This is a genomic window from Helicobacter apodemus (genome assembly GCF_003097575.1).
Classification (GTDB): Bacteria; Campylobacterota; Campylobacteria; order Campylobacterales; family Helicobacteraceae; genus Helicobacter_D; species Helicobacter_D apodemus.
The window spans coordinates 529,709-556,655 of record NZ_CP021886.1 but is presented as its reverse complement, the minus strand read 5'-3'; the positions used below and the strand labels follow the sequence as shown (position 1 = coordinate 556,655).

Here is a 26,947-nt window from a genome sequence, read left to right as displayed (position 1 = left end):
TTAGCAAAAATTCATTAAATATTGTTGAAGATGAAATGGAATATATTTTGCTTTTTATGTTTTAAGAAAATATTAAAAGGACTTTAAAGTAATGAATAAAACTTTTCTTAAAAAGATGTTAATAAGTTTTATATTTGCAGCTCTCCCACTTTTAGGTGCAAAAGTTAGTGATGTAGCAAATATTGTAGGTGTTAGGGATAATCAATTGTTAGGTTATGGACTTGTGGTAGGTTTAAATGGAACAGGTGATAAGACAACCTCAATTTTTACTATGCAATCTATGGCAAATATGTTAGAGAGTGTGAATGTAAAAATCGAACCTAATGCGATACAATCTAAGAATGTTGCTGCTGTGATGGTAACTGCTAAATTACCTGCTTTTGCTAGACAAGGGGATAAGATTGATATTTTAGTTTCTAGTATTGGGGATGCGAAATCCCTTGAAGGCGGGACTTTGCTTTTAACCCCTTTAAGTGGTTTAGATGGTAGAATTTATGCAGTGGCTCAAGGCGCAATAGGGATAGGGGGTAAAGGTGAAAGAGGGGGGAGTGCTAATCATCCTTTAGTTGCTGATATGCCAAATGGAGGGATTGTTGAAAGGGAAGTAAGCTATGATTTATATAATAAAGTAAATGCTACTTTAAGTCTTAAAAAATCGAATTTTCAAAATGCCATACAAATTCAAAAACGTATCAATGAAGCCTTTAGTAATACAAAATTAACAATTGCAACTGCTGTAGATTCAAGGACTATTAAACTACAAAGACCCCAAGAAATGAGTATGGTGGAATTTTTAGCTAGAGTGCAAAATATTGATATTGATTATGTCAAAGAAGATAAAATTATTATCAATGAACGAACAGGAACAGTAATTGCTGGACTTGGTGTCGAAGTTTCTCCTGTGATAGTTACACACAATAATATCACGATTAAAGTCTCTAATGAAGCTATTAATGACCCTGAAGCTCAAGATGTAGGAGGGGGGGCAACTTTTAGTGCAGGGCAAGCAGTTGTAGCAAGCCCTAATAATCCAACTATTGCAAGTGTCACAAGGGCTTTGCAAAAAATGGGAGCAACCCCTAAGGATATGATCGCTATTATTGAAACGATGAAAAAAGCAGGTGCTTTTAGTGCGGATTTAGAAATTATTTAAGGAGAGATGATGAATATTAATTTTGATAATTTTAGTGCTTATTCTAAGCAATTATTAGATGAGATTAAAGAGACACCAAAAATCCAAAAAACCGATGATGATTCCCTTTTAAGGGAGCAAACTGATGCCTTTGAAGCATTAATTGTTAAAAATATGCTAGATATTGCCCTAAAAACCGATGATAGCCTTTTCCCTAAAGCCCCTGGGCACGATATTTACCAATCAATGTATAAAGAGACCCTCTCCCAATCTTTAAGTGGAAGTTTTGGGTTTAGCGAGTTACTTTTTAATTATTTAAAAGATTTACAAAAATAATAGAGTTTAAAGTGATTGATGAAAACTTATTAGAATCCCTAAGCAGTAGCGATAAAGAATCTTTTGCTAGGGGTTTAAAAGAACTCATTACGCAGACTTATGAAGTAGAAAAAGAATTTATAGAGTTAAAAGCCTTGTTTGAAGAAGTTTTAGATATTCTTCCAACAGCAGTTTGGGTGCTAGAAGAAGGGGGGGAAATATTTTATCAAAACTCTCTTGCTAGTGAGATTCCACAGCTTTTAGATTATTTTCATCTACAAGGTGGTACGCGTCAAGAAATAGAGATAGAATCTAGAGTATATCTTTTTCAAAGCAATCAAAAACTCAATAAAACTATCATTTCTGCAACAGATATTACCAGTGAGAAACGCAGAGAGAGATTAGCTTCAATGGGGCAAATCTCTGCACATTTAGCCCACGAAATAAGAAATCCCATAGGTTCTGTTGCCCTGCTTGCATCGACATTGTCTAATCGCGTGGATATTAAAAATAAAGCCTTAGTATTAGAGATTAAAAAATCTATTTGGAGGGTTGAACGAATCATAAAAGCAACCTTGTTGTTTTCTAAAGGGGTGCATATTCAAAAGAGCACTAATGATCCAAAGAATATAGAAAATGAGCTTAGGGGAGTTCTTGATTATTATACCTATTCTAAGAATATTCATTTTTTGTTTGATTTTGAATATAAGAAGTTAGAAGCAGATTTTGATTTACTTTGCATTGTTTTGCAAAATTTTCTTTTTAACGCTATTGATGCTATAGAAGATGGAGATAGTGATAATGGAGTAATAGAGTTTTATTATTTTAATGATTCAAATAATGCTATTTTTAGAATTTTTGACAGTGGAAAACCTATTGAAAATCCACAAATTCTTTTTGAACCTTTTAAAACCACGAAACTTAAGGGTAATGGCTTAGGTTTAGCATTATCTTTACAAATCATTGAAGCTCATAATGGAAGTATAAAGATCCTCCAAGAAGAAAAAAAGGGGTTTGAAATTTCATTGCCTCTGTATTCTTAAAAATCCTAATTTTACGCAAAAATTAAGGCATATCTAGCTAAAATCCTAGAAACATAAAGGCTAAGGGTTTAAGAATGATTGAAAATATTAAAAGAATGCAAAAAGTTAAAAATATCCGCGAAATAGATATAAAAGATAAACGCATTTTGATACGCGTTGATTTTAATGTGCCATTAGATAGTGAATTAAATATTAACGATGATACAAGGATACGAGAGGCTATCCCTACGATTAATTATTGCATTGATAATGGGGCTAAATCCATTATTTTAGTAAGCCATTTAGGACGCCCTAAGCAAAGGTGTGAAGAATTTTCTCTTAAAACTATTCTTAAAAGACTTGAAAGATTGCTTTTAAAAGATATTGTATTTGTGGATAATTTAGACAATGCCCAAATAACACTCAATACACTTGTTGATGGGAGTATTATCCTTTTAGAAAACATCCGATTTTATGAGGGTGAGGAAAAAAATGACGATAATCTCTCCCAAAAATTAGCGAATCTTTGTGATATTTTTATCAATGATGCTTTTGGAACCTCTCACCGCAAACACTCTTCAACCTATGGGATTGCTAAGTATGCTAAACAAAAGGTTGCAGGATTGCTTTTAAAAAAGGAAATTGATTCTTTTGCTATTGCTCTTACTAATCCTTTACGACCTTTATTGTTAATTGTTGGAGGCTCTAAGGTTTCTTCAAAGCTTACTTTATTAAACGCTATTTTGGATATAGTAGATAAGATTATCATCGGTGGAGCGATGAGTAATACTTTTTTAAAGGCAGTAGGTTATGATACTAAGGCTTCTTTTGTAGAGGATGATTTATTAGAAGAGGCAAGGCATATTTTGCGTTCAGCTAAAGAAAAGAATGTGAAAATTTATCTACCTGTGGATGTTGTTTCCACAGATAATGTTAAAGATTCAAAAGAGATTAAAATTACCCCCGCTCAAGATATTCCTAATGGATTTATGGTTGTTGATATTGGACCTGCAACCGTGAAATTATTTAACGAAGTTATAAGAGAGTGTGAAACTATTATTTGGAATGGACCTTTAGGGGTTTATGAGAATCAAAAGTTTTCGCGTGGAACCTTTAGTATCTCTCACGCTATTGCTAATACTTATGCTTATAGTGTTATTGGTGGGGGAGATACAGCTGATGCAGTAGATAAGGCAGGTGATAAAGACAATATGAGTTTCACTTCAACAGGGGGTGGAGCAGGATTAGAATTATTAGAAGGTATTGTGTTACCCGCCTTTGAGGTTTTAGATAAAAAAAGTGAGGATAGAATTTAGGGGAGAGGGTTATGCTAAATCTTTTTATTAAACGTAATGGAATGGTTGTTCGTGAGAGTATCCAATCTGTTGATGCCATAGAAGTGGAAGCAGATATTTTGTGGATTGATCTTTTACACCCAAGCTTACAAGAGATTTCTTATATCTCTAAAACCTACCTTTTAGACATCCCCACTAAAGAAGAACGAGAAGAGATTGAAGAATCCTCCCGCTATTGGGAAAATAGTGAAACTATTACTATTAATACTTATTTCTTAACGCGTCCCAATGAAGAAAATATCTTACATAATGAAACCATTACTTTTTTATTGGCACATAATATCTTATTTACTGTTCGCTATAGTGAGTTTAAGGTTTTTGATGAAATCCAACAAAGGGTATTAGCAAGCCCAAAAAATTTTGAAGATGGATTTGATTTAATTTCTAAAATTTTTGAATTGCGTGTAGAAAAAGATGCGGATATGCTAGAGAGTATTGCCAAAGAAACAAGACTTTTAAGGAGGAATGTTGTTTTTGATAAGCAATTAGGGGACGAAATTTTAGAAAAACTTGCTATTTTGCAAGAAATGCATTTAAGTTTGCGTGATAGCCTTTTTGATAAAAGACTAGCTATTACTGCATTACTTAGAACTAATAAGGCAGATATTCAAGCTAAGAAAGACTTAAGTATTGTTTTAAAGGATATTAACTCTTTGGTGGAATTTGCAAATGTTAATATGAATATTTTAGATAACATCCAAGAACTTTTTTCTAGCCAAATTAATATCCAACAAAACAAAATTATTAAGCTTTTTACCGTGGTAACTGTAGCAATGATGCCTCCTACACTTATCGCAACAGTTTATGGAATGAATTTTAAGCATATGCCAGAGTTAGATTGGGACTATGCTTATCCTTTTGTGCTTTTGATGATGATTATTTCTACGATTGTTCCCATTATTTATTTTAAAAAGAAAAAATGGCTTTAACCCTAAGGAATCCCTATACTTCATCCTAATAACTTCTAACTCTAACTTAAATACTAACCTTAATAAAAATTCCTATCCTAATTCCCTTAAATAACACTCTAAGATTCTTAAATAAATTTCACTAAACTATAATATGCCATAATCTAACATTTATAGTAATACTTTTTACAAGAATCATCATTTAAAGGAATAACTAAAGTAGTCCCTAAAGCATATTCTAAATTATCTAATTTACTCTCTCCTCCTCCATAATACCCTATATTAGAATATCTCCCTTTAGGATTATCTACATTAGGATTCATAGTCCAATCTACTCCTGCATACACTAAAGTCTTAAAATGTTTATGCCAATCACTATAAAAAGAAAGAGAGGTTTTAGTTTTAAATAAATTCATCTTATGGGTATAAGTTCTTCTTTTAATGGTATTACTATTTGCCCCTCTTATCTGTTATAATGCCTACCTTAATTTTAAGATTAAGGAATCTCTAATGAATAAACTAATGCTTAATCTCTCTATTAACTTTCATTTTAAAGGATTCTTTAGTGAATAACACCTATTTTAATAATCTTAATCCCAATCTTAATAACCCTAATAACTTAAATACTAACCCTATAAGGATTCTCTATGTCCTCTTTTAATCCAAACTCTGCAAAAGAAAGAATAAAAAACCATTTAATCTATAAATTGGGTTTAGCTTTAATTACTTATGATAAGCAAAGAAAAGAAAACTTAAAACATAACAATAAAATTAAAAAATCTCAAACTCCTATAATCCCTAATCATACTTTATGTGCTAATCTCTCTTACCAACAAGAATCTTTTAAAAACACTTATTCTTCTTTTAATCTGTGGGGGGGGGGGGCAAAATAACACTTATTTAGTTTCTCTTATTCCTTTTGCCTTTTTAAAACTTCTCCTCTGTCTTTATAAAATCAAACAAACCCATAAAAAACAACAGCAATTCTATAAACAAACTATACAACTCTTTCCTAATCTTAAATATCCATCTTTACAAGATTGTAAAGATTATCAACAATCTCTCTGCTTTCAATACCATTTAGCCTATCTATTAGGAGAGGCATTAAGTAAAGCAGATAAGATTTGGTATAAAGGAGGATATTTTACATTAAACAAGAAAATAAAAGAAGCTAAACACATTTACAAGCTGCACCAAGAATATAAAGCTATACTAAAAGTATTTAATCTACCTTATTGCTTTATCCCTAAAGAATCTCTTTTACAGACACTTTCTTTTTTAAAAGCTTTAAAACATCTTTATAATGCTTCAGATTCTAAAACAACACAAACTTTCTTTTTACACCTTTTTAACCAAATACCTTTTTATACACAAAGACCTTTTCTTTTAAAATACAAAGAGGAGATTTTAGAATGGTTAGAATCTAAAGAATTTAAAGAACAATATATAAAGACTAATCATCCTTATCCCCCTTTACTTAATCCTAAGAGATTATATAAGAAAGAAAGCATAGAAGTAAAATCTCAAAGAGAGGATAGAGGTAGAAGTGAGGATGGAGGAGAATTACAAAGGAGAGGAGATAGAGAGGATAGAGAAACTAAAGAAGGTAAAGAAGTAGAGATTCAAAGTAAAGAAACTAAAGAGAAAGAAACGCAAAGTAATAGTAAAGGAATTAAAGGTATAAAGACTGAAAGTAAAGAGTCTCAAGATGGAGAATTGCAAAGTAATACCAATGTCTTTATAGATTCTAAGAGTAAAGAAGAGATAAAGAGCAAAGAGATTAAAAGCAATAAGGAGATGGGGGATAAGGAGAGTAAAGATAATGGAATAAGTGGAAGTCATACAAAAGAGAGGATTAGAGGAGAGAGTGAAGAGGTAAAACATAAAGAGAAATTAGTAGCATTAACAATACAAAGCAATAATGAGGTAAAGAGTAAGGAGATTAAAGAGGATAGAAATAGAGAAACTAAAGAAGGTAAAGAAGTAGAGATTCAAAGTAAAGAAACTAAAGAGAAAGAAACGCAAAATATAAAAGGGATTATTAAAGAAATAAGTAAGCAACAAGAGATACAAAATCAAAAAGAGAATAGTGAGGAATTAGTAGAAGTAAAAACAGAGATAAATAAAGGGATAGGGGATAGAGATAGTGAAAATGTAGAATCTAAGAATGAAGAATCCTTACAACCTTATGCTAATTTAAGTTATGAGAGTATTCCTGCTTCCCTTGCTTGGGATTTGAATTTGCCATTAGTTGGGGGGTATAATTTAATTTTTATAGGTCGTGGTGTTAGCGGACATGCAGCATTATGGAGATATTTATCTTTGTGTGGTATTAGTGTCAAAGTAATACGCGAGGGAGATCAAAAAGCTATGTTTCTTCCATTATATTCTAGAGATAGTGCAGAAAATACTTGTATAGCCCTCATTACTTGGTGGAATCATAATAGATTAAAGCAAGCAAGCTTATTAGATAAAAATGTTCCTGTGATATTTCTTGTGCGGGATCCTATTTCTCGGTTAAAATCTGCGATGAATCATGGTAACGGTATAGGAAATGGAGAGTTTGTATTAGGGGATGATTTAGAGAAGGTATTGGATAGGAAGCGATATTATAAAAATAGCAGAACGATAAATCCAGAGAGTCTTGAGCATCTATGGAGAGCGTATGATTTTAGGGATTATACAAATGTTGCTTGGTTTAGTGGTAAAGAAATTGTTTATGTAGATATGCAAGAGATTATGCCAAATCGTGCATTTGAGACAATGACAAGATTATCTAAAATAGTCGGATTTAATCCGCCAAAGCCAGAGAATAAGCATTTATTTGAAGCGCAATCGGTAGTATTTGAATTAGCACATACATTGCCTTTAACATTAAAAGTGAAATATGATTGCAATGTGATTTGCATTGAAATTACAAGGGATATTTATACAAACCCAAACAAATATTTATTAAATAATGAATTAACGCCACATTTAATGCTAAAGCAAATTAGTATTAGGCTTGAAACTGAACATTATGCAATTTTATTCCAAAATAAACCATTATTTAAAGAAGTTTTAGAGTATTTGGATAAATTTGTCTTAGCGCTTTGGGAAAAAAAGGAATGGATAAGACAAATGCAATGGAATGAGGCAAGGGTATTAGAATACCTAAGAGATAATAAACCTCTACGCAATGAAATTTATAGGAAACTAGAAAAAGAATTAGTGCATATTAAATCTCATCGTCTTGATATTGTAAAGTCTTGGAAATATTACCAAGAGTTTGTGAAAATGTGTGAAGTGTTGGATTAAACTCCTAAAGTAATCACCCCATAAAGTCTTAAATCCACTAAAATATATTTCTTAAATGATCCCTCCTCTACCACATTATTTATAGCATTGCTCCATACCCATAGGAGGCAAATTGCTCCTTGGACTTAAGCCCTACTTAAAGGGGCAATTTTTACGCTCTTCACCAAAAACCCTCACACATTCACAATATAAACAACTTACACTCCTTTTGGTGCAAATTATAGGAATCTCCTTCTTTTTTGCCGCATTACGAAATTTTTTCATCGTATTATGGTTTAAGAAATTCGTTAGCATCACAAGGCAAGAAATATTTTTAGGTAAATCTTTATGATTAACGCTCTCCCTTCTTCCATCCCAGTGTGTAATTTCCTTGCAGCCAAAATCCTTTAATACTGCTTTAATAGGAGTAATTTCATCACCTCCAATAACTAAAACCGACATTGTCTCTCCTTAAATACTAAATTAGAACACTTCCTATAAAAGAATTTAATAAAATAATAATCAATATTAACTTAATAATTAATAAAAATAATTATCATTTTATATTTGTTTTTTATAGTATTATTGTGCTATACTCCTAGAGTTTTATTTCCCCCTAAATAATTCAAAAAGTATCTTAAATAATACAAAAGGGCTAACAATGAAAAAGTATAAAGAATCTCTTAAAACTATCCTTGATAGATTACATCTCTCAATAAGAAAAAACAATCTTAAAAATTCCAAACAAAGAGAATTTATCCTAAAAGCTATTTATGAGGATGGAGGGCATTTAAGTCCAGAAGATATTTTTGCAATTATTAAAAAAACTTACAAAAATACAAGCATTTCCTCTATTTATAGAATCCTATCCTTTCTTGAAAAAGAAGGTTTTGTAAATTCGCTAGAAGTGGATAAGACAGGAAAACGTTATGAAATTGCTAGCGGACTTCACCACGACCATATTATTTGCGTAGAATGTGGCAAAATCGAAGAGTTTTGCAATGAAGAGATAGAAAATCTCCAAATAGAAGTAGCTAATTCTCACAACTCCAAGCTTGTAGGACACGATATGCTTTTGTATGTAGTATGCAAAGACTGCCTAAAGCGTCAAAAATAACTAACTCTCTCGCCTTTCTCTAAGGGATTTAAGAATATCAACCTCCCAAAAAAACTCAATCCATTCCTTAGCCTCTTGAATAAAATAATCAGGTTGTATTCTTGCATTTTTCTTAGCAAAAATCACAGCAGTTTTAAACTCAATATTAGGATTAATATTTTTTAAAATACTTAAAACCCTCTCCATACTTGTTCCGCTATCAATAATCTCATCGACAATTAAGATTCTTGAATTATCTCTTAATTCTGGTATATTAGAGACCTGTAACTCTTGTTGAACTTTATTAACAAAAGAAATCGCATTTATTGTATAAATCTTACGCAAATCTAAAGCAATCCCTAAAAAATGTGCCATTGTCAATCCGCCTCTTGAAATCGCCACAATACCATCAGGATTAAAATCAAGCTTGCAAACTAGGGTTTTCATATCAGTCTTAAAGGACTCATAACTATAATACCGCATAAACACCCCTTAATAAACTTTTACCTCATTATACAAACTATCACGCTCAACTGCTATAAATCCCGCATTAGTAATCTGTGCCACTAACTCATCTTTCAAAATTCCATTAGCACTTTTACTCCCACTTGCACTTTGAATAGCTTCTTTTTGGATGGTCCCATCAATATCATCTGCCCCAAACTCCTGTGCTACAATAGCAAGATTAATGCCTAAAGTCGCCCAATAAGCTTTAATATGAGGAATATTAGGCAATAAGATTCTAGCAATAGCAATAGTCTTTAAAACTTCCTGTCCGCTGGGGAAGTCTTTAACCTGTAAAAAATTATTCTCCTTTTGATAAACAAGCGGAATAAAAGCATTAAATCCCCCACTATCCTCTTGCTGATAATATAATCTCAATAAATGATCAATCCTATGCTCCCTGCTCTCTATATGTCCAAACAGCATTGTCGCATTAGATTTTTTACCTAAACTATGCCAAAAGCTATGTGTTGCCAACCAAGTCTTAGAATCTACTTTTCCCTTACAAATATATTCTCGTATCTTTTCATCAAAAATTTCAGCCCCACCACCTGGCATTGAATCCACACCTGCTTTAGCCATAGATTCTAAAACCTCTTGATAAGTTATTCCTGTAATTTTTGCTAAGTAATTCACTTCCGCTGCTGTTAAAGCCTTAAGATGAATGAAAGGAAATGCTTGTTTCAAAGCCTCAAATACCTCTAAATACCACTTTAAATTTAATTTAGGATTATGTGCCCCCACAATATGCAATTCCAACGCCCCTAAATCTATAGCTTTCTTTGCCCTAATTAAAACCTCTTCTTTGCTTAGAGTATAAGGATTTGGATTTTTTCTATGCACGGAAAATCCACAAAATCTACAAAAATCCGAACATTCATTAGTAGGATTAATATGAGCATTAGAGTTAAAAAACACTTTCTTGCCAAAATACTTTTGCCTAATCGTATCTGCCATTTTGCCTAAGGTGAAAATATCTAAATCATAAAGTTTTAGTGCTTCTTTGGGATTTAAAAAATCTGAATGAATATTCATCGCAAACCCTTAAATTTACTAAGATTTCAAGTATTATACAAAAACATTGCTTCATTTTTATTACATTGAAGACAAGCAAGATTTGAATATTTCATCAAACCCAATCATACTGCAACACAACTGCAATAAAAGGAATAATGAAACCAACTTATGATCCCTTAAAATCCAACTATTTTGTTTATATTATTAACACACCTTAGTTTTGTTACTAAAGTCGATGAAATATCTTGAAAACACTTTATAAGAATCCACTAACGAAGCACACATTGTATAAACAATTCACGCACATTTACAAATCCATCATCATTTAAAAATAAAGCCCAAGACGCAAGATTATAAAATAATTTAATCCAACACTTCACACATTTTCACAAACTCTTGGTAATATTTCCAAGACTTTACAATATCAAGACGATGAGATTTAATATGCACTAATTCTTTTTCTAGTTTCCTATAAATTTCATTGCGTAGAGGTTTATTATCTCTTAGGTATTCTAATACCCTTGCCTCATTCCATTGCATTTGTCTTATCCATTCCTTTTTTTCCCAAAGCGCTAAGACAAATTTATCCAAATACTCTAAAACTTCTTTAAATAATGGTTTATTTTGGAATAAAATTGCATAATGTTCAGTTTCAAGCCTAATACTAATTTGCTTTAGCATTAAATGTGGCGTTAATTCATTATTTAATAAATATTTGTTTGGGTTTGTATAAATATCCCTTGTAATTTCAATGCAAATCACATTGCAATCATATTTCACTTTTAATGTTAAAGGCAATGTATGTGCTAATTCAAATACTACCGATTGCGCTTCAAATAAATGCTTATTCTCTGGCTTTGGCGGATTAAATCCGACTATTTTAGATAATCTTGTCATTGTCTCAAATGCACGATTTGGCATAATCTCTTGCATATCTACATAAACAATTTCTTTACCACTAAACCAAGCAACATTTGTATAATCCCTAAAATCATACGCTCTCCATAGATGCTCAAGACTCTCTGGATTTATCGTTCTGCTATTTTTATAATATCGCTTCCTATCCAATACCTTCTCTAAATCATCCCCTAATACAAACTCTCCATTTCCTATACCGTTACCATGATTCATCGCAGATTTTAACCGAGAAATAGGATCCCGCACAAGAAATATCACAGGAACATTTTTATCTAATAAGCTTGCTTGCTTTAATCTATTATGATTCCACCAAGTAATGAGGGCTATACAAGTATTTTCTGCACTATCTCTAGAATATAATGGAAGAAACATAGCTTTTTGATCTCCCTCGCGTATTACTTTGACACTAATACCACACAAAGATAAATATCTCCATAATGCTGCATGTCCGCTAACACCACGACCTATAAAAATTAAATTATACCCCCCAACTAATGGCAAATTCAAATCCCAAGCAAGGGAAGCAGGAATACTCTCATAACTTAAATTAGCATAAGGTTGTAAGGATTCTTCATTCTTAGATTCTACATTTTCACTATCTCTATCCCCTATCCCTTTATTTATCTCTGTTTTTACTTCTACTAATTCCTCACTATTCTCTTTTTGATTTTGTATCTCTTGTTGCTTACTTATTTCTTTAATAATCCCTTTTATATTTTGCGTTTCTTTCTCTTTAGTTTCTTTACTTTGAATCTCTACTTCTTTACCTTCTTTAGTTTCTCTATTTCTATCCTCTTTAATCTCCTTACTCTTTACCTCATTATTGCTTTGTATTGTTAATGCTACTAATTTCTCTTTATGTTTTACCTCTTCACTCTCTCCTCTAATCCTCTCTTTTGTATGACTTCCACTTATTCCATTATCTTTACTCTCCTTATCCCCCATCTCCTTATTGCTTTTAATCTCTTTGCTCTTTATCTCTTCTTTACTCTTAGAATCTATAAAGACATTGGTATTACTTTGCAATTCTCCATCTTGAGACTCTTTACTTTCAGTCTTTATACCTTTAATTCCTTTACTATTACTTTGCGTTTCTTTCTCTTTAGTTTCTTTACTTTGAATCTCTACTTCTTTACCTTCTTTAGTTTCTCTATCCTCTCTATCTCCTCTCCTTTGTAATTCTCCTCCATCCTCACTTCTACCTCTATCCTCTCTTTGAGATTTTACTTCTATGCTTTCTTTCTTATATAATCTCTTAGGATTAAGTAAAGGGGGATAAGGATGATTAGTCTTTATATATTGTTCTTTAAATTCTTTAGATTCTAACCATTCTAAAATCTCCTCTTTGTATTTTAAAAGAAAAGGTCTTTGTGTATAAAAAGGTATTTGGTTAAAAAGGTGTAAAAAGAAAGTTTGTGTTGTTTTAGAATCTGAAGCATTATAAAGATGTTTTAAAGCTTTTAAAAAAGAAAGTGTCTGTAAAAGAGATTCTTTAGGGATAAAGCAATAAGGTAGATTAAATACTTTTAGTATAGCTTTATATTCTTGGTGCAGCTTGTAAATGTGTTTAGCTTCTTTTATTTTCTTGTTTAATGTAAAATATCCTCCTTTATACCAAATCTTATCTGCTTTACTTAATGCCTCTCCTAATAGATAGGCTAAATGGTATTGAAAGCAGAGAGATTGTTGATAATCTTTACAATCTTGTAAAGATGGATATTTAAGATTAGGAAAGAGTTGTATAGTTTGTTTATAGAATTGCTGTTGTTTTTTATGGGTTTGTTTGATTTTATAAAGACAGAGGAGAAGTTTTAAAAAGGCAAAAGGAATAAGAGAAACTAAATAAGTGTTATTTTGCCCCCCCCCCACAGATTAAAAGAAGAATAAGTGTTTTTAAAAGATTCTTGTTGGTAAGAGAGATTAGCACATAAAGTATGATTAGGGATTATAGGAGTTTGAGATTTTTTAATTTTATTGTTATGTTTTAAGTTTTCTTTTCTTTGCTTATCATAAGTAATTAAAGCTAAACCCAATTTATAGATTAAATGGTTTTTTATTCTTTCTTTTGCAGAGTTTGGATTAAAAGAGGACATAGAGAATCCTTATAGGGTTAGTATTTAAGTTATTAGGGTTATTAAGATTGGGATTAAGATTATTAAAATAGGTGTTATTCACTAAAGAATCCTTTAAAATGAAAGTTAATAGAGAGATTAAGCATTAGTTTATTCATTAGAGATTCCTTAATCTTAAAATTAAGGTAGGCATTATAACAGATAAGAGGGGCAAATAGTAATACCATTAAAAGAAGAACTTATACCCATAAGATGAATTTATTTAAAACTAAAACCTCTCTTTCTTTTTATAGTGATTGGCATAAACATTTTAAGACTTTAGTGTATGCAGGAGTAGATTGGACTATGAATCCTAATGTAGATAATCCTAAAGGGAGATATTCTAATATAGGGTATTATGGAGGAGGAGAGAGTAAATTAGATAATTTAGAATATGCTTTAGGGACTACTTTAGTTATTCCTTTAAATGATGATTCTTGTAAAAAGTATTACTATAAATGTTAGATTATGGCATATTATAGTTTAGTGAAATTTATTTAAGAATCTTAGAGTGTTATTTAGTTGCAAATTTTAAAGAATCAATAGGCAATATTTTTTTAAAATTTTGTATGATAGAATTTTAAAGCATTTTATATCTTAATTAGGATTTTTAGGTTTTTTTAATGAGAATTTTTTTACGACTTTTAGGCGTTGTTGGGATTGTTGGAGTTCTTATTATTATCATTGTTGTTGGTCGTATTTATTCAGAAATTAGAGATGATACAGATAAAATCCTGCATTATAATCCTCCTATTGCTACACAAATTTTTGACAGAAAAGAACGTTTAATAGCTAATCTATTTGATAAAGAATTTCGTTTTTATGCAAACTTTGAAGAAATACCCCCTAGAATCATTGAAGCCTTATTAACCATTGAGGATACTTTGTTTTTTGAACATATTGGAGTTAATTTAGATGCTATCATGCGTGCTATGCTTAAGAATATCAAAAATGCTCGTTATGCAGAGGGTGGAAGCACTATTACACAGCAACTTATTAAAAATATTGTTTTAACCCGAGATAAAACTATTGAAAGAAAGCTTAAAGAAATTCTTTTGGCTCTGCGTTTAGAGACTCTTTTAAGCAAAGAAGAGATTTTGGAACGTTATTTAAATCATACTTATTTTGGACACGGATTTTATGGTATCAAAACAGCTTCAAAAGGATATTTTAGAAAAGATATGGATGAGCTTACTTTAAAAGAAATTGCTATGCTTGTCTCCCTCCCAAGAGCACCAAGTTTTTATGACCCAACCAAAAATTATGATTTTTCTTTAGCAAGGGCTAATAATGTTTTGCAAAGGATGAATGAATTAGGTTGGATTTCCCAAGAGGAATTAGAAGAATCTTTAGCCCAAGCTCCACAGGTTTATGATGATACTTTAACAAAGAATGTCGCTCCTTATGTGGTAGATGAAGTGCAAAGACAACTTAAGGAGATAGCAAATTTAAAAAATGGTGGTTATAAGATTTATTTAAATATTGATCTTGATTATCAAGAGATTGCTCAAGAATCCCTTTATTTTGGCTATGAACAGATATTGTCACGACATAAAGATAATAAAAGTTTGGAAGATAAGCTAAATGGAGCCTTTGTTGTTTTAGAAAGTCAAAGTGGGAAAATCCTTGCATTAGTAGGTGGTGTGGATTATAAGAAAAGTAATTTTAATCGTGCAACACAAAGTTCTAGACAAATTGGAAGTAGTGTTAAGCCTTTTTTGTATTTAAGTGCAATGGATTCTGGACTTTCTCAAAATTATGAAATACCTGATATTGCTAGGACTTATGATTATAGGGTTAATAATGAGAAAAAAAGATGGCAACCTAAGAATTATGGAAGCACTTTAAGAGGTTTTGTAACACTCAAAGAAGCTTTGTCAAAATCCCTTAATTTAGCGACTATTAATTTAGTAGAAGAGGTGGGATTTGATAGGATTTATAATGAGTTAATGAAATATGGTTTTAAAAATATTCCAAAAGATTTAACGATTTCTTTAGGAAGTTTTGGTACATCCCCAATAGAAATGGCGAAAAATTTTATGGTTTTTTCTAATTATGGTGTAGTAATTGAACCAAGATTAGTTGATAGGATTGTAGATGTTAGGGGGAATACAATATTTTTTAGTGAGGCGATAAAGACAGAGTTGGCGGATGCAAGACAGAGTTTTTTGGTGATGGATATTTTACGCAATAGTATCGAAAATGGAACAGGAAGACGTGCTAAAGTTGCAGGGATTGAAATAGCTGGAAAGACAGGAACGACTAATGATAATATTGATGCGTGGTTTTCTGGATTTTCACCTAGCATAGAGACAATTATATGGTATGGGAAAGATGATAATACCTCTATGGGGGATAGTGAGACAGGGGGAGTTGCTGCAGCCCCTGTATTTTCTTATTTCTTTAATAGGATTTTAGAAATTGATCCAGGATTGCAACGTAATTTTAATATCCCTGAAGGAGTAAGGAGTAGTGTTATTAATGGCGAGAAATATTTTTACACTGATAAAACACCTCTAAAACATAATCAAAGCATACAAAATAATGAAATTATTTTTTAAACGTTTTTATCCTTATATTAAGCAGTATAAATTATATTTTATTTATTCTATATTGGGGACTATTATGGTTGCCCTTGCTAGTAGTGCTAGTGCTTATCTTGTGAAACCTGTGCTTGATGATATTTTCATTAAAAGAGATCAAGCAATGCTTGTAATACTTCCCTTTTTGGTTGTTTTAGCTTATTTTACTAAAGGATTGGGTGCTTATATCCAAACTTATTTTATGAATTTTGTTGGGCAAGATATTACAAGACGTTTGAAAGATATTTTGTTACAAAAAATGCTAACTTTTGAAATGGAATTTTTTAATCGTTATCGTAATGGCGAACTTTTTTCGCGGGTTACAAGTGATATTGGAGCAATTCAAGGTGCAGTTTCAAATTATTTTATTGAGGGAATTAGAGAGGGATTAACGATCATAGGGCTTGTTGCTGTTGTGATTTATCAAAGCCCCAAGTTGGCATTTTTTGGGTTGTTTATTATGCCTTTAGCCCTTTATCCTATTGTTTTAATCGCTAGAAAAATGCGTAAAACTTCTAAAAAAATGCAAGAGAAAAATGCGGATTTATCCGCAAAACTTATCGAAATTTTCAATAATATAGAGATTATTAAGGCTAATAATGGGAATAAAATAGAGCTTGATGAATTCTCTCACCAAAATAAAGAGCTTTTTAGACTCTCTATGAAAACAGTGCGTATTTCTGAATTAACATCGCCTTTAATGGAGACTTTAGGAGCTATTGCTGTTGCGGGTGTGATTTTTATTGGTGGGCATAAAGTTATTGACGGAGAGATTACCACAGGAGCATTTTTTTCTTTTGTAACGGCCTTATTTATGCTTTATACTCCTTTAAAAAAAGTTAGCCACCTTTATGGGAAGATACAGATAGCTTTCGTGGCTGGAGATAGAATCTTTGAAATCTTAGATAGGAAAGAAAAAATACAAGATGGCGTTGAAGTTTTACAAGAGAAGATAAAGAGCATAGTTTTTGAAAGGGTAGATTTGTTTTATCAAGAAAAACAGGCTTTAAAGAATATTAATTTATGCATTAACGAGGGAGAGTGTATTGCTTTAGTTGGAAGTAGTGGAGGAGGGAAAAGCTCTTTAGTGAATTTGCTTTTGCGTCTTTATGATACAAGTAAAGGGAGGATTGTTATTAATGGAAAAGATATAAGAAGTTATACACAAGAATCTTTGCGGAGTAAAATTGCTATTGTTACCCAAAGGATTTTTATTTTTAATGATAGTATTGCAAAAAATATTGCTTATAATGCAGAAGTTGATGAGGATAAAGTAAAAAATGCTTTAAAACAAGCTAAGATTTGGGATTATGTCCAATCTCTCCCTCAAGGAATTTATAGTATTTTAGATGAATTTGGGACTAATTTAAGCGGTGGTCAAAGACAAAGGATAGCCATTGCAAGAGCATTGTATAAGAATCCTGAAATTTTAATTTTGGATGAAGCAACCAGTGCTTTAGATAGTAAAATAGAAGAAGAATTAAAAGAAACTTTAGTAAAGATTATCAAAAATAGGATTGTTATTATTATTGCGCATCGTCCTTCAACGATTGCTTTGGCTAATAAAGTTTATTTTTTTCAAAATGGCGAAATTACTAATAGTGGGAGTATGGAGGAAGTATTTGAAAAATCAAAAGCTTTTGGGGATGTATAAAAATATCTAAAGTATATCTAGTATAAAGTATGTTATAATGCAGAGAAATTCTCAAAAAGAGGAAATGATTATGTCTAATTTATCTAGCGTTGATCAAACCACGAATTTACATAGAAATAATGAGTTACAGCTTTTGTGTTTTAGGCTTGAAAAAGATAAAGATCTATATGCGGTTAATGTTTTTAAGATACGGGAGGTTGTTAAGTATCGTGGGGATGTTACGGTAATATCTCACGAAGGAAATTCTTTAGTGGAGGGATTAATCACTATTAGAGAGCTTACTATTCCTTTAATAGATTTAAAGAAATGGTTTTATTATGATGCTAATAACGAATTTAAGAATCTTGAAAATTATGGTGTTAAGAGGGAAGAGGGTGAGGATGAAGTGGTTATGATTTGCGAGTTTTCTAGATGGACAGTGGGTGTTCGTATCTATGAGGCTGATAGGATTCTTAATAAAAAATGGACAGAAATTGAACAAAGTTCAGATACAGGCTTAAATACTAAATTAGTTAGTCGCACAAGATATTTTGATGGGAGCTTGGTTCAAGTAGTAGATATTGAGAGAATGCTTGTGGATGTGTTTCCTTGGGTTGAAGATGAAAAAAATGATCAAATTAACAGAGTTAAGCAAATTGTTAGTGATAAAGAAGTTCTTTTAGCCGATGATTCTTTAGCTGTTGTCAAAACTATGGAAAATATTTTGAATAAATTAGGTGTTAATTATAAAACTTTTTCAAATGGGCAAAAATTGCTAGATTATATCTTTGGTGGAGCAGATATTTCTAATATAGGCATTGTTATTACGGATTTAGAAATGCCAGAGGCAAGTGGTTTTGAAGTTATGAAGCAAATGAAAGGGGATTCTAGAACTTCTCATATACCTATTGTCGTAAATTCTTCTATGAGTGGTAGTAGTAATGAAGATATGGCACGTTCTTTAAATGCTGATGAATTTATTTCTAAATCCGACCCTATTCAAGTAGAGGATGCTTTAAGACGTTTAATGGTTAAATAAGTAAAACCTTATTTTGACCGCATAATTATGAAAAACTTTTCAAACTTCTTAACTTCGATAAATTCCTAAAAAACCGTAATACCAAAATGTATATATTGACTTAAATCAAATTTTAAGAATTCTTAAAGTGTTATAATTTTCTATAACATCAAAAATGATGTTGAATTTAAGACTTTATAGGGAGGCTTATAGTTATGAATAGAAGAGCATTTTTAAAAACTGCTGCAGCTGCTAGTGCTGCTAGTGCAGTTGGTATTGCTGTGCCTACTTCAAGTTTAGCAGCGGCTAAAGAAATTGAAAGTAATTGGAAGTGGGATAAAGCAGTTTGTAGATTTTGTGGAACGGGTTGTGGGATTATGGTGGCAACTAAAGATGAACAAATTGTTGCTGTTAAAGGAGATCCAGCGGCTCCTGTAAATAGAGGTTTAAATTGTATTAAGGGTTATTTTAATGCAAAAATTATGTATGGACAAGATAGGCTAACCCAACCTTTATTGCGTGTAAATTCTAAAGGTGAGTTTGACAAGAAAGGAAAGTTTAAGCCTGTAAGCTGGGAGAAAGCCTTTGATGTAATGGCGCAAAAATTTAAAGAAACTTATAAGGAGCTTGGACCTACAGGTATTGGCGTATTTGGCTCTGGGCAATATACAGTTCAAGAGGGTTATGCGGCAGTTAAGCTTGTTAAAGGTGGATTTAGAAGTAATAATATTGATCCTAATGCTAGACATTGTATGGCTAGTGCGGTTGTTGGGTTTATAGAAACTTTTGGTATTGATGAACCAGCGGGCTGTTATGATGATATTGAATTAACTGATACTATCGTAACTTGGGGAGCTAATATGGCGGAAATGCATCCAATTTTGTGGGCTAGAGTTACAGATAGGAAGCTATCTAATGCTGATAAAGTAAAGATTGTGAATCTTACGCCTTATTCTAATAGAACTTCGGATCTAGCAGATATTGAAATTGTGTTTGCCCCGCATACAGATTTGGCAATTTGGAATTATATCGCAAGAGAAATTGTTTATAATAATCCTAAAAGCATTGATTGGGGATTTGTTAAGAAAAATTGTATTTTTACAACAGGTTTTGCGGATATTGGCTATGGTATGCGAACAGATATTAAGCATTCTGATTATGATCCCAAAGAGCTTGATATTGCAGCTAAAGAAAAATCAAAAGTCCTTAGTGATAGAGAGGGGGTAACCCTGCAATATCTAGGAATGAAATCTGGCGATGTTATGGAAAATAAACATAATGCTCAAGCTGGGAATCATTGGGAAATCTCTTTTGAGGATTTTAAAAAAGCATTAGCACCTTATACATTAGATTTTGTCGCACAACTTGCTAAGGGGGATTCTGCTGAGAGTTTGGAGGATTTTAAAGCAAAGTTGAAACAACTTGCAAATTATTATACGCAACAAGATAGAAAAATCGTAAGTTTTTGGACTATGGGTATGAATCAGCATACAAGAGGAACTTGGGTTAATGAACAAGCTTATATGGTGCATATGCTTTTAGGGAAACAAGCAAAACCTGGGAGCGGTGCTTTTTCATTGACAGGGCAACCAAGTGCCTGTGGGACAGCAAGAGAAGTAGGGACATTCGCCCATAGATTACCTGCTGATATGATAGTAGGAAATAAAAAACATAGAGATATTACAGAGAAAATTTGGAAATTACCTTCAGGAACCATTAATCCAGCTATTGGAGCGCATTTTATGCAAATTATGCGCGATTTAGAGGATGGAAAGATTAAATGGGCGTGGGTTCAAGTCAATAATCCTTGGCAAAATACTGCTAATGCAAACCATTGGATAAAAGCTGCTAGAGAAATGGATAATTTTATCGTAGTCTCTGATGCTTATCCGGGTATTAGTGCAAAAGTGGCGGATTTGATTTTGCCCGTTGCGATGATTTATGAGAAATGGGGTGCTTATGGAAATGCTGAGAGAAGAACACAACATTGGAAACAGCAAGTATTACCCCAAGGTGATGCTATGAGTGATATTTGGCAAATGATGGAATTTTCTAAATATTTTACGCTAAAAGAAGTATGGGGTGAGCAAAGAATCAATGATAAATTAACACTCCCTAATGTGTTAGAGGCAGCCAAAGCTATGGGATATAATGAGGATACAACACTCTTTGAAGTGCTATTTGCTAATAAAGAGGCAAAAAGCTATTCCATCTCTGATAAAACATTAGAAAACACTCTAAATTCCGAAGTGTTTGGTGATAAGCGAAATGTTATTGGAAGTGATGGGAAAGTTTTTGAAGGTTATGGATTCTTTATCCAAAAATACCTTTGGGAAGAATACCGCAAATTTGGTGTAGGGCATGGTCATGATTTAGCAGATTTTGATACTTATCATCGTGTAAGAGGCTTAAGGTGGCCAGTTGTTGATGGAAAGGAAACTCAATGGAGGTTTAACGCTAAATATGATTATTATGCCAGAAAACAAAATAATGGTGATTTTGCCTTTTATGGTGAATTGCAAAAATCTCTTCCTAGAGGAGACTTGCTAAGTCCAAAAACACAAGAAACCTATTCACTTAAAAATAAAGCAAAAATATTTTTCCGCCCTTATATGGACCCACCAGAAATGCCAAGTGAAGAATATCCTTTTTGGTTAAGCACAGGCAGGGTTTTAGAGCATTGGCATAGTGGGACTATGACAATGAGGGTTCCAGAGCTTTATCGTGCAGTGCCAGAGGCGTTATGTTATATGCATCCAAAAGATGGAGAGAAGCTAAGCATACAACAAAATGATCTTATCTGGGTTGAATCAAGACGCGGGAAGGTAAAAGCTAGGGTTGATATGCGTGGTAGGAATAGACCCCCTATGGGCTTAGTTTATGTGCCGTGGTTTGATGAGAAGGTTTATATTAATAAAGTCTGTCTTGATGCGACTTGTCCAATCTCTAAACAAACAGATTTTAAAAAATGTGCGGTTAAAATTTATAAGGCATAAACAATATGAGTGCAAATAATCCACGAAGAAAATTTCTATTAAATAGTGCTCAAGCTGTTGCATTAGCTTCTATTGGTGGATTAGTTTGGAGTGCTTTTTTAAAAGAAAGCAAAGCTAACCCTTTAATACTAAGACCACCAGGTGCTTTAGAGGAAAAAGAGTTTTTAAAGCATTGCATTAAGTGTGGCTTATGTGTAGAGGCTTGTCCTTTTGATACTTTAAAGCTTGCTAGTGCAGGAGATGGAATGCCTATTGGGACGCCTTATTTTAAACCAAGAGATATTCCTTGTGAGATGTGTCCTGATATTCCCTGTGTGCCTATTTGTCCTACAAAGGCTTTAGATCCTAAGTTGGTTCAAGATGAAAATGGTTTATGGGAGATTAGGGATGCAAAAATGGGCGTGGCTATTGTTGATAAAGAACATTGCATTGCCTATTGGGGAATTCAATGTGATGCCTGTTATCGTGCTTGTCCTTTAATTGGTGAGGCAATTAAGCTAGAAGTAAAACGCAACGATAGAACGGGTAAGCATTCTTATCTTTTACCTGTTGTGGAAAGCGAAGTTTGCACGGGTTGTGGTAAATGCGAAAAGGCTTGTGTAACTGATAAGGCTTCTATTATTGTTTTGCCCCGAGAAATTGCATCAGGCAGTGTTGGGACAAATTATATTAAAGGTTGGGAAACCCAAGATGAAAATCGCTTGGAAAAGGCAAAAACGCGTAATTTACCAGAAATTCTTAATCCTTCAAAAGTACAAGATTATTTAAATGGTGGAGAGATTTAAGATGAGGCAATACCAGTTTTTAATCTTAAGACGATTGGTTCAAGTAGGATTGCTCCTTTTGTATTTTTTAGGTAATTATGCAGGTTGGAAAATATTACAAGGCAATCTTAGTGGTTCTTTAGTTTTTGGTGTGATTCCCTTAAGTGATCCTTTTGCTATCTTACAACTCTTTTTTAGTGGGGCTATTGTAGGGAGTAATGCGTTAATAGGGGCTTTAATTGTTACATTATTCTATGGATTGCTAGTTGGGAGAGCTTATTGCTCTTATGTCTGCCCGATAAATTTAATTACAGATTTAGCTAATTATTTGCGTAGAATCTTAAAAGTTGGGAATTTAGGAAGTTTTGTATTTTTAAAAAGACAAATCCGCTATATCGTATTAGCCCTCTCTTTAATCCTTTCAAGTATTTTTGGATTAGCTGCTTTTGAAGCTATTAGTCCTATTTCTATGTTGCATAGAGGTTTGGTCTTTGGGATGGGATTAGGTGGCTTTTCTTTGCTAATAGTTTTTTTGTTAGATTTGTTTGTAACTAAAAATGCTTTTTGTGGGCATTTATGTCCGCTAGGGGCTTTTTATTCATTCATCGGTAGATTTGCATTGTTGAGGGTTAAATATGACTTGGAATCTTGCACGCATTGTATGGAATGCAAACATATCTGCCCAGAAAAACAGGTTTTAGGGCTTATTGGTAAAAATAGTGGAAATGTAATAAGTGGTGAATGTACACGTTGTGGAAGATGTATTGAGGTTTGTGGGGATAATGCCCTTACATTTAATCTTTTGAGTTTTGCAAAAAAGGAAAAACAATGAATTTTAAAAAAGTAGCAATGATGAGTATTGCGGTATTAGGAATTATTTTTTTAGGCTGTCAAGGTTTAAAGAGTTATTCAGAGGATGAATTAGGTTTGAGAAAAACTACTTTATTTAATGAAAATGCAACCATAGAGGCTTATGATTATAGTGGTAAGGTGGCAGGAGAATCAATGCTTATTGAGAGAGCTTTTGAAAATGCTCCGCCAATGATTCCACATAGCACAGAGGGTATGTTGCCTATTACAAAGGATAATAATGCTTGCACTTCTTGCCATTTACCTGATATTGCTGAAGCAGTAGGTGCTGTTCCTATGCCTAAATCACATTTTTATAATTTTAGGGATAATGTTGATTTACAAGGACAGATGGATGATTCCCGTTTTAATTGCGTGATTTGCCATACAACACAAGTTAATGCTCCAGCACTTGTTGGGAATAATTTTAAAGCAGATTTTCGTCAAGATAATGGAAATGTGCGTTCTAATCTCCTTGATGTTTTAAATGAGGGGTTAAAATAAATGCTTAATAGGAGGGAGTTTTTTCATTCTTTATTAAATTATGGGAAACAAAAAGATGAGAATCTTTTTGTTCTACCTCCTTATAACTTTAACCGCTCCCTTTTTTATAAATTTTGTCAAGAATGTCAAAAAGATTGTGTAGATGCTTGTAGCAGAGTTTGTAAAGAAGGAATTATCAAAAGTAATGGCAAATCTGTTTATGTAGATTTTAGGGTTGATGGCTGTAAATTGTGTGGAGAATGTGCCATTGCTTGTCCTAATGGAGTATTGGAGGTTGGAGAGGAGGGTTGGGAGAATAGGGCAAATTGGAATGTTGCTATTGTCATTGAGGAAAATTTATGTATAGCCCATCAAAAAACAATGTGTTATACTTGTAAGGATATTTGTCAAAGTGTATTGGGAATCTCTAATGCTATTGAGTTTATCGGGCTTTTTTATCCTAAAATTAATCAAGAATGTATAGGTTGTGGAATGTGTATTAAAAGTTGTCCTACTAATGCTATAGGAATTAGGGAGAGAGAGAATGTATAGAGTTTTGTTTCTATTTATACCTATTTTTCTTTTTGCTAAGATAATAACCCCTAGTTATGAACTCAATATAAACCATAATATTATTTCTATGGAGTTGATAGAGGGACGATTATTTGTTGCCACAGATTTTGGTGAAGTTTTAGAAATAACTTTTGATGAATCTTTAAAAAATATTCAAGAACATAGTATTGTTAAACTTCCAGATATTCGTGGCTTTCTTGATGATTTTTATGCCCCTAAAGTTTTTTCTGTCGATCTTTATAAAGGAAAATATTTAATTAATAGTGAAGGTAGTGAAGGAACGAAAAATCTTTTTATTCTTGATGGGGAGTTAGTATTAATTTTTGGTGCGGAGAATTTTTTAAACATTAAAAAAGCCCTTTTTATCAATGAGGAACAGATATTTTTGGGCTTAGTAAGTAATGAGATATTGTTATATGATTTAAAGCATTCTAAAATCTTATACCGCAAACAACTCTCTGAAGCGAGATTTTCAGATTTTGTTTTAAGTGAAGATAGAAAATATTTCTTAAGCACTTCAGAATCGGGGATTTTATATTATGGTAAAACCCAAGATGGAGAGGTTTTGCAAACTTTTGAAGAAGTCAATAAAGACAATGTTTATGAAGTAAAGATGAAAAAAGATTCTATGGGTAATAATATTATTATTACAGCTGGGCAAGATAGGAAAGTTGGAGTTTATTTCTTAGATTCCCAACAAAAGAGACAATTTTATATTAAGGAATCTGAATTTTTGGTGTATAGTGTAGGTCTTAATGAGAATGCTTCTAGGGGTGCTTATACTAAAAATGAGAATAGCGATATTATTGTTTTTGATATTAAGAGTAAAGAAGAAGTGGCTTATTTAAAGGGGCATACAAATTTGTTAAATAGCATTCTTTTTATTAATGATACCATTCTTGTAAGTTCTGAAGATGCACAGAGAATTTTGTTTTGGAAATTACCTTAAGGAGAGAGAGTATGGAAGATTTTAATGTATCTAGTGTTGTCGTTATGTGTCAGCCTGAGGATATAGATAGATTGTGGAGAGAGATGGGGCAAATAACTAATGTTGAATGCCATTATAAAGAGCAGAGCGGTAAAATTATTATTACTATTGAATCTGAAAATATTGACAATGAGATAAAAACACTTAAAAGGATAGAAGAAATTAAAGGGGTAATGTCAGCCCAAATGATTTATTCTTATCATAGCTCTGAATTGGCATCTATGCGGGATGATATACAAAAAGCTAATAGTATCCCCCAAATTTTACAAGATGATACATTACAAGCTCAAGATATTACTTATGCTGGGGATGTTGAAAGCTCTTTGGAGGCTATTTTAAAGCGAAAATAAATTATTAAATCACAAAATTACAAAACTAAAGGATGATTTCATCTTTATTTGGTATAGCTAGATGTAACTTTTGTCAAAAATTTTTTTAAAAATATTTTTTCTCTTTTGATTTTTAGGAAAACTTCGATAATATTTAATATAAAATTTTTAAGCATTGAGGAGAATTTATGTCTCATCTTGATTTGGCTCATTCTTATTTTGGTGTTTTTGTGATTTTTATTTTTACTTTTGTGGCATTTTTAGCCACTACTTTTTTATCAAGATTTATTGGTAAATCTCTTGCAAATAAAAATGCTCAAAAACTAAAATTAGCTCCTTATGAGTGCGGTTTGGCACCAACAAAGCAACCTAATAGAATTTCTTCACAATTTTATTTGATGGCTTTATTATTTATTTTATTTGATGTGGAAATTATTTTTATGTTTCCTTGGGCAGTGGATTTCAAGGTTTTAGGAGTTTTTGGCTTTATTGAAATGCTTTTATTTGTGTTTTTATTAGTAATAGGTTTTGTGTATGCTTGGAGAAAAGGAGCTTTACAATGGCAGAGCATGAAGTAAATTATTTTAAAAGTGCAGGATTACCTGTTGCTTTAACCAGTGTTGATAAACTAGTAAATTGGGGCAGAAGTAACTCACTTTGGGCTATGACTTATGGATTAGCCTGTTGTGCTATTGAGATGATGGCAACAGGTGCTAGTCGTTATGATTTTGATAGATTTGGGACAATTTTTAGGGCTTCACCTAGACAAAGTGATGTAATGATTGTCGCAGGAACGGTGACTAAAAAACATGCACAATTTGTAAGAAGACTTTATGATCAAATGCCAGAACCTAAATGGGTTATTTCTATGGGAAGCTGTGCAAATACGGGGGGAATGTTTAATACTTATGCCACGGTTCAAGGGGTTGATAGAATTATTCCTGTAGATATTTATCTTCCGGGCTGTTCCCCGCGTCCAGAAACCTTACAATATGCTTTGATGGTTTTACAACAAAAAATCAGAAAACAAAAAGCAGGTCGCAAATTAGCTCCTAAACGTCTTTTGTAAAGGTGAAAA

Annotated in this window: 27 protein-coding genes; 21 read left to right on the top strand and 6 right to left on the bottom strand. The window is 32.3% G+C overall.

Annotated features, from left to right (window positions below; translation table 11 throughout):
* Positions 1-91: 91 nt before the first annotated feature.
* The 5 genes from CDV25_RS02700 (at position 92) to corA (ending at position 4,753) form a co-directional block, all read left to right on the top strand.
* Complete coding sequence (locus tag CDV25_RS02700; protein WP_108910665.1) at positions 92-1,153, top strand: flagellar basal body P-ring protein FlgI; 1,062 nt, start codon at positions 92-94, stop codon at positions 1,151-1,153.
* A 9-nt stretch (positions 1,154-1,162) separates the two neighbouring features.
* Positions 1,163-1,468: a rod-binding protein gene (locus CDV25_RS02695; protein WP_084590173.1), complete on the top strand. Its 306-nt coding sequence runs from the start codon at positions 1,163-1,165 to the stop codon at positions 1,466-1,468.
* Between the two features lie 11 nt (positions 1,469-1,479).
* On the top strand, positions 1,480-2,490 hold the full coding sequence (locus tag CDV25_RS02690) for a sensor histidine kinase (protein ID WP_108910664.1): 1,011 nt from the start codon (positions 1,480-1,482) through the stop codon (positions 2,488-2,490).
* A gap of 74 nt (positions 2,491-2,564) precedes the next feature.
* Positions 2,565-3,785 (top strand): phosphoglycerate kinase, encoded by a 1,221-nt coding sequence (locus CDV25_RS02685; protein ID WP_108910663.1) that lies wholly within the window; start codon positions 2,565-2,567, stop codon positions 3,783-3,785.
* 11 nt (positions 3,786-3,796) lie between these two features.
* On the top strand, positions 3,797-4,753 hold the full coding sequence (gene corA / locus CDV25_RS02680) for a magnesium/cobalt transporter CorA (RefSeq protein ID WP_108910662.1): 957 nt from the start codon (positions 3,797-3,799) through the stop codon (positions 4,751-4,753).
* 143 nt (positions 4,754-4,896) lie between these two features.
* Here corA and CDV25_RS02675 read toward each other — a convergent pair whose 3' ends face one another.
* Entirely contained in the window at positions 4,897-5,148 is a 252-nt protein-coding gene (locus tag CDV25_RS02675; protein WP_108910654.1) for a hypothetical protein, read from the bottom strand.
* A gap of 231 nt (positions 5,149-5,379) precedes the next feature.
* Between CDV25_RS02675 and CDV25_RS02670 the strand changes: the two genes are divergently transcribed.
* Both CDV25_RS02670 and CDV25_RS02665 read left to right on the top strand, forming a co-directional pair.
* Positions 5,380-5,625 carry a hypothetical protein gene (locus tag CDV25_RS02670; RefSeq protein WP_108910661.1) on the top strand — a complete coding sequence of 82 codons (246 nt, stop codon included), beginning with the start codon at positions 5,380-5,382 and terminating at the stop codon, positions 5,623-5,625.
* Complete coding sequence (locus tag CDV25_RS02665; RefSeq protein ID WP_108910660.1) at positions 5,546-8,029, top strand: DUF2972 domain-containing protein; 2,484 nt, start codon at positions 5,546-5,548, stop codon at positions 8,027-8,029. Before CDV25_RS02670 ends, CDV25_RS02665 begins: the two co-directional genes overlap by 80 nt.
* 132 nt (positions 8,030-8,161) lie before the next feature.
* Here the strand turns inward: CDV25_RS02665 and CDV25_RS02660 are convergent, their stop codons facing one another.
* Positions 8,162-8,470, bottom strand: coding sequence for a DUF2325 domain-containing protein (locus CDV25_RS02660; protein ID WP_108910659.1), 309 nt, complete (start codon positions 8,468-8,470; stop codon positions 8,162-8,164).
* A 199-nt stretch (positions 8,471-8,669) separates the two neighbouring features.
* On the opposite strand from CDV25_RS02660, the gene fur reads away from it, so the two are divergent.
* A complete protein-coding gene (fur, locus tag CDV25_RS02655) occupies positions 8,670-9,125 on the top strand; it encodes a ferric iron uptake transcriptional regulator (RefSeq protein WP_034554991.1) in 456 nt (151 codons plus the stop codon).
* Here the strand turns inward: fur and CDV25_RS02650 are convergent, their stop codons facing one another.
* The 4 genes from CDV25_RS02650 to CDV25_RS02635 form a co-directional block, all read right to left on the bottom strand.
* Positions 9,126-9,587 carry a phosphoribosyltransferase gene (locus CDV25_RS02650; RefSeq protein ID WP_108910658.1) on the bottom strand — a complete coding sequence of 154 codons (462 nt, stop codon included), beginning with the start codon at positions 9,585-9,587 and terminating at the stop codon, positions 9,126-9,128.
* Positions 9,588-9,596: 9 nt separating this feature from the next.
* The gene (gene mqnE / locus CDV25_RS02645) at positions 9,597-10,643 is read right to left on the bottom strand and encodes an aminofutalosine synthase MqnE (protein WP_108910657.1); all 1,047 of its coding nucleotides are present in this window, start codon (positions 10,641-10,643) and stop codon (positions 9,597-9,599) included.
* Positions 10,644-10,988: 345 nt separating this feature from the next.
* Complete coding sequence (locus CDV25_RS02640; RefSeq protein ID WP_108910656.1) at positions 10,989-13,412, bottom strand: DUF2972 domain-containing protein; 2,424 nt, start codon at positions 13,410-13,412, stop codon at positions 10,989-10,991.
* On the bottom strand, positions 13,382-13,636 hold the full coding sequence (locus CDV25_RS02635; RefSeq protein WP_108910655.1) for a hypothetical protein: 255 nt from the start codon (positions 13,634-13,636) through the stop codon (positions 13,382-13,384). Before CDV25_RS02635 ends, CDV25_RS02640 begins: the two co-directional genes overlap by 31 nt.
* Before the next feature lie 231 nt (positions 13,637-13,867).
* On the opposite strand from CDV25_RS02635, the gene CDV25_RS02630 reads away from it, so the two are divergent.
* The 13 genes from CDV25_RS02630 to CDV25_RS02570 all read left to right on the top strand — a co-directional run bounded on the left by CDV25_RS02630 (position 13,868) and on the right by CDV25_RS02570 (position 26,938).
* On the top strand, positions 13,868-14,119 hold the full coding sequence (locus CDV25_RS02630; protein ID WP_108910654.1) for a hypothetical protein: 252 nt from the start codon (positions 13,868-13,870) through the stop codon (positions 14,117-14,119).
* A gap of 158 nt (positions 14,120-14,277) precedes the next feature.
* Positions 14,278-16,215: a transglycosylase domain-containing protein gene (locus CDV25_RS02625; RefSeq protein WP_108910653.1), complete on the top strand. Its 1,938-nt coding sequence runs from the start codon at positions 14,278-14,280 to the stop codon at positions 16,213-16,215.
* Positions 16,199-17,890, top strand: coding sequence for an ABC transporter ATP-binding protein (locus CDV25_RS02620; protein ID WP_108910652.1), 1,692 nt, complete (start codon positions 16,199-16,201; stop codon positions 17,888-17,890). The genes CDV25_RS02625 and CDV25_RS02620 overlap by 17 nt, the downstream gene beginning before the upstream one ends.
* Positions 17,891-17,960: 70 nt before the next feature.
* Positions 17,961-18,908 (top strand): chemotaxis protein, encoded by a 948-nt coding sequence (locus tag CDV25_RS02615; protein ID WP_034554648.1) that lies wholly within the window; start codon positions 17,961-17,963, stop codon positions 18,906-18,908.
* A 194-nt stretch (positions 18,909-19,102) separates the two neighbouring features.
* Positions 19,103-21,883 carry a nitrate reductase catalytic subunit NapA gene (napA, locus tag CDV25_RS02610; RefSeq protein ID WP_034554649.1) on the top strand — a complete coding sequence of 927 codons (2,781 nt, stop codon included), beginning with the start codon at positions 19,103-19,105 and terminating at the stop codon, positions 21,881-21,883.
* Between the two features lie 5 nt (positions 21,884-21,888).
* Complete coding sequence (napG, locus tag CDV25_RS02605) at positions 21,889-22,668, top strand: ferredoxin-type protein NapG (RefSeq protein ID WP_108910651.1); 780 nt, start codon at positions 21,889-21,891, stop codon at positions 22,666-22,668.
* A gap of 1 nt (position 22,669) precedes the next feature.
* Entirely contained in the window at positions 22,670-23,479 is an 810-nt protein-coding gene (gene napH / locus CDV25_RS02600) for a quinol dehydrogenase ferredoxin subunit NapH (protein ID WP_034554651.1), read from the top strand.
* On the top strand, positions 23,476-24,000 hold the full coding sequence (locus tag CDV25_RS02595) for a nitrate reductase cytochrome c-type subunit (RefSeq protein WP_108910650.1): 525 nt from the start codon (positions 23,476-23,478) through the stop codon (positions 23,998-24,000). Before napH ends, CDV25_RS02595 begins: the two co-directional genes overlap by 4 nt.
* Complete coding sequence (locus CDV25_RS02590) at positions 24,001-24,531, top strand: 4Fe-4S binding protein (protein ID WP_108910649.1); 531 nt, start codon at positions 24,001-24,003, stop codon at positions 24,529-24,531.
* Positions 24,524-25,501, top strand: coding sequence for a WD40 repeat domain-containing protein (locus CDV25_RS02585; protein WP_108910648.1), 978 nt, complete (start codon positions 24,524-24,526; stop codon positions 25,499-25,501). Before CDV25_RS02590 ends, CDV25_RS02585 begins: the two co-directional genes overlap by 8 nt.
* Positions 25,502-25,512: 11 nt before the next feature.
* Complete coding sequence (locus CDV25_RS02580; RefSeq protein WP_108910647.1) at positions 25,513-25,890, top strand: chaperone NapD; 378 nt, start codon at positions 25,513-25,515, stop codon at positions 25,888-25,890.
* A gap of 167 nt (positions 25,891-26,057) precedes the next feature.
* Entirely contained in the window at positions 26,058-26,447 is a 390-nt protein-coding gene (locus CDV25_RS02575; RefSeq protein WP_108910646.1) for an NAD(P)H-quinone oxidoreductase subunit 3, read from the top strand.
* Positions 26,429-26,938 (top strand): NuoB/complex I 20 kDa subunit family protein, encoded by a 510-nt coding sequence (locus CDV25_RS02570; protein WP_034553727.1) that lies wholly within the window; start codon positions 26,429-26,431, stop codon positions 26,936-26,938. The genes CDV25_RS02575 and CDV25_RS02570 overlap by 19 nt, the downstream gene beginning before the upstream one ends.
* Positions 26,939-26,947 lie beyond the last annotated feature (9 nt).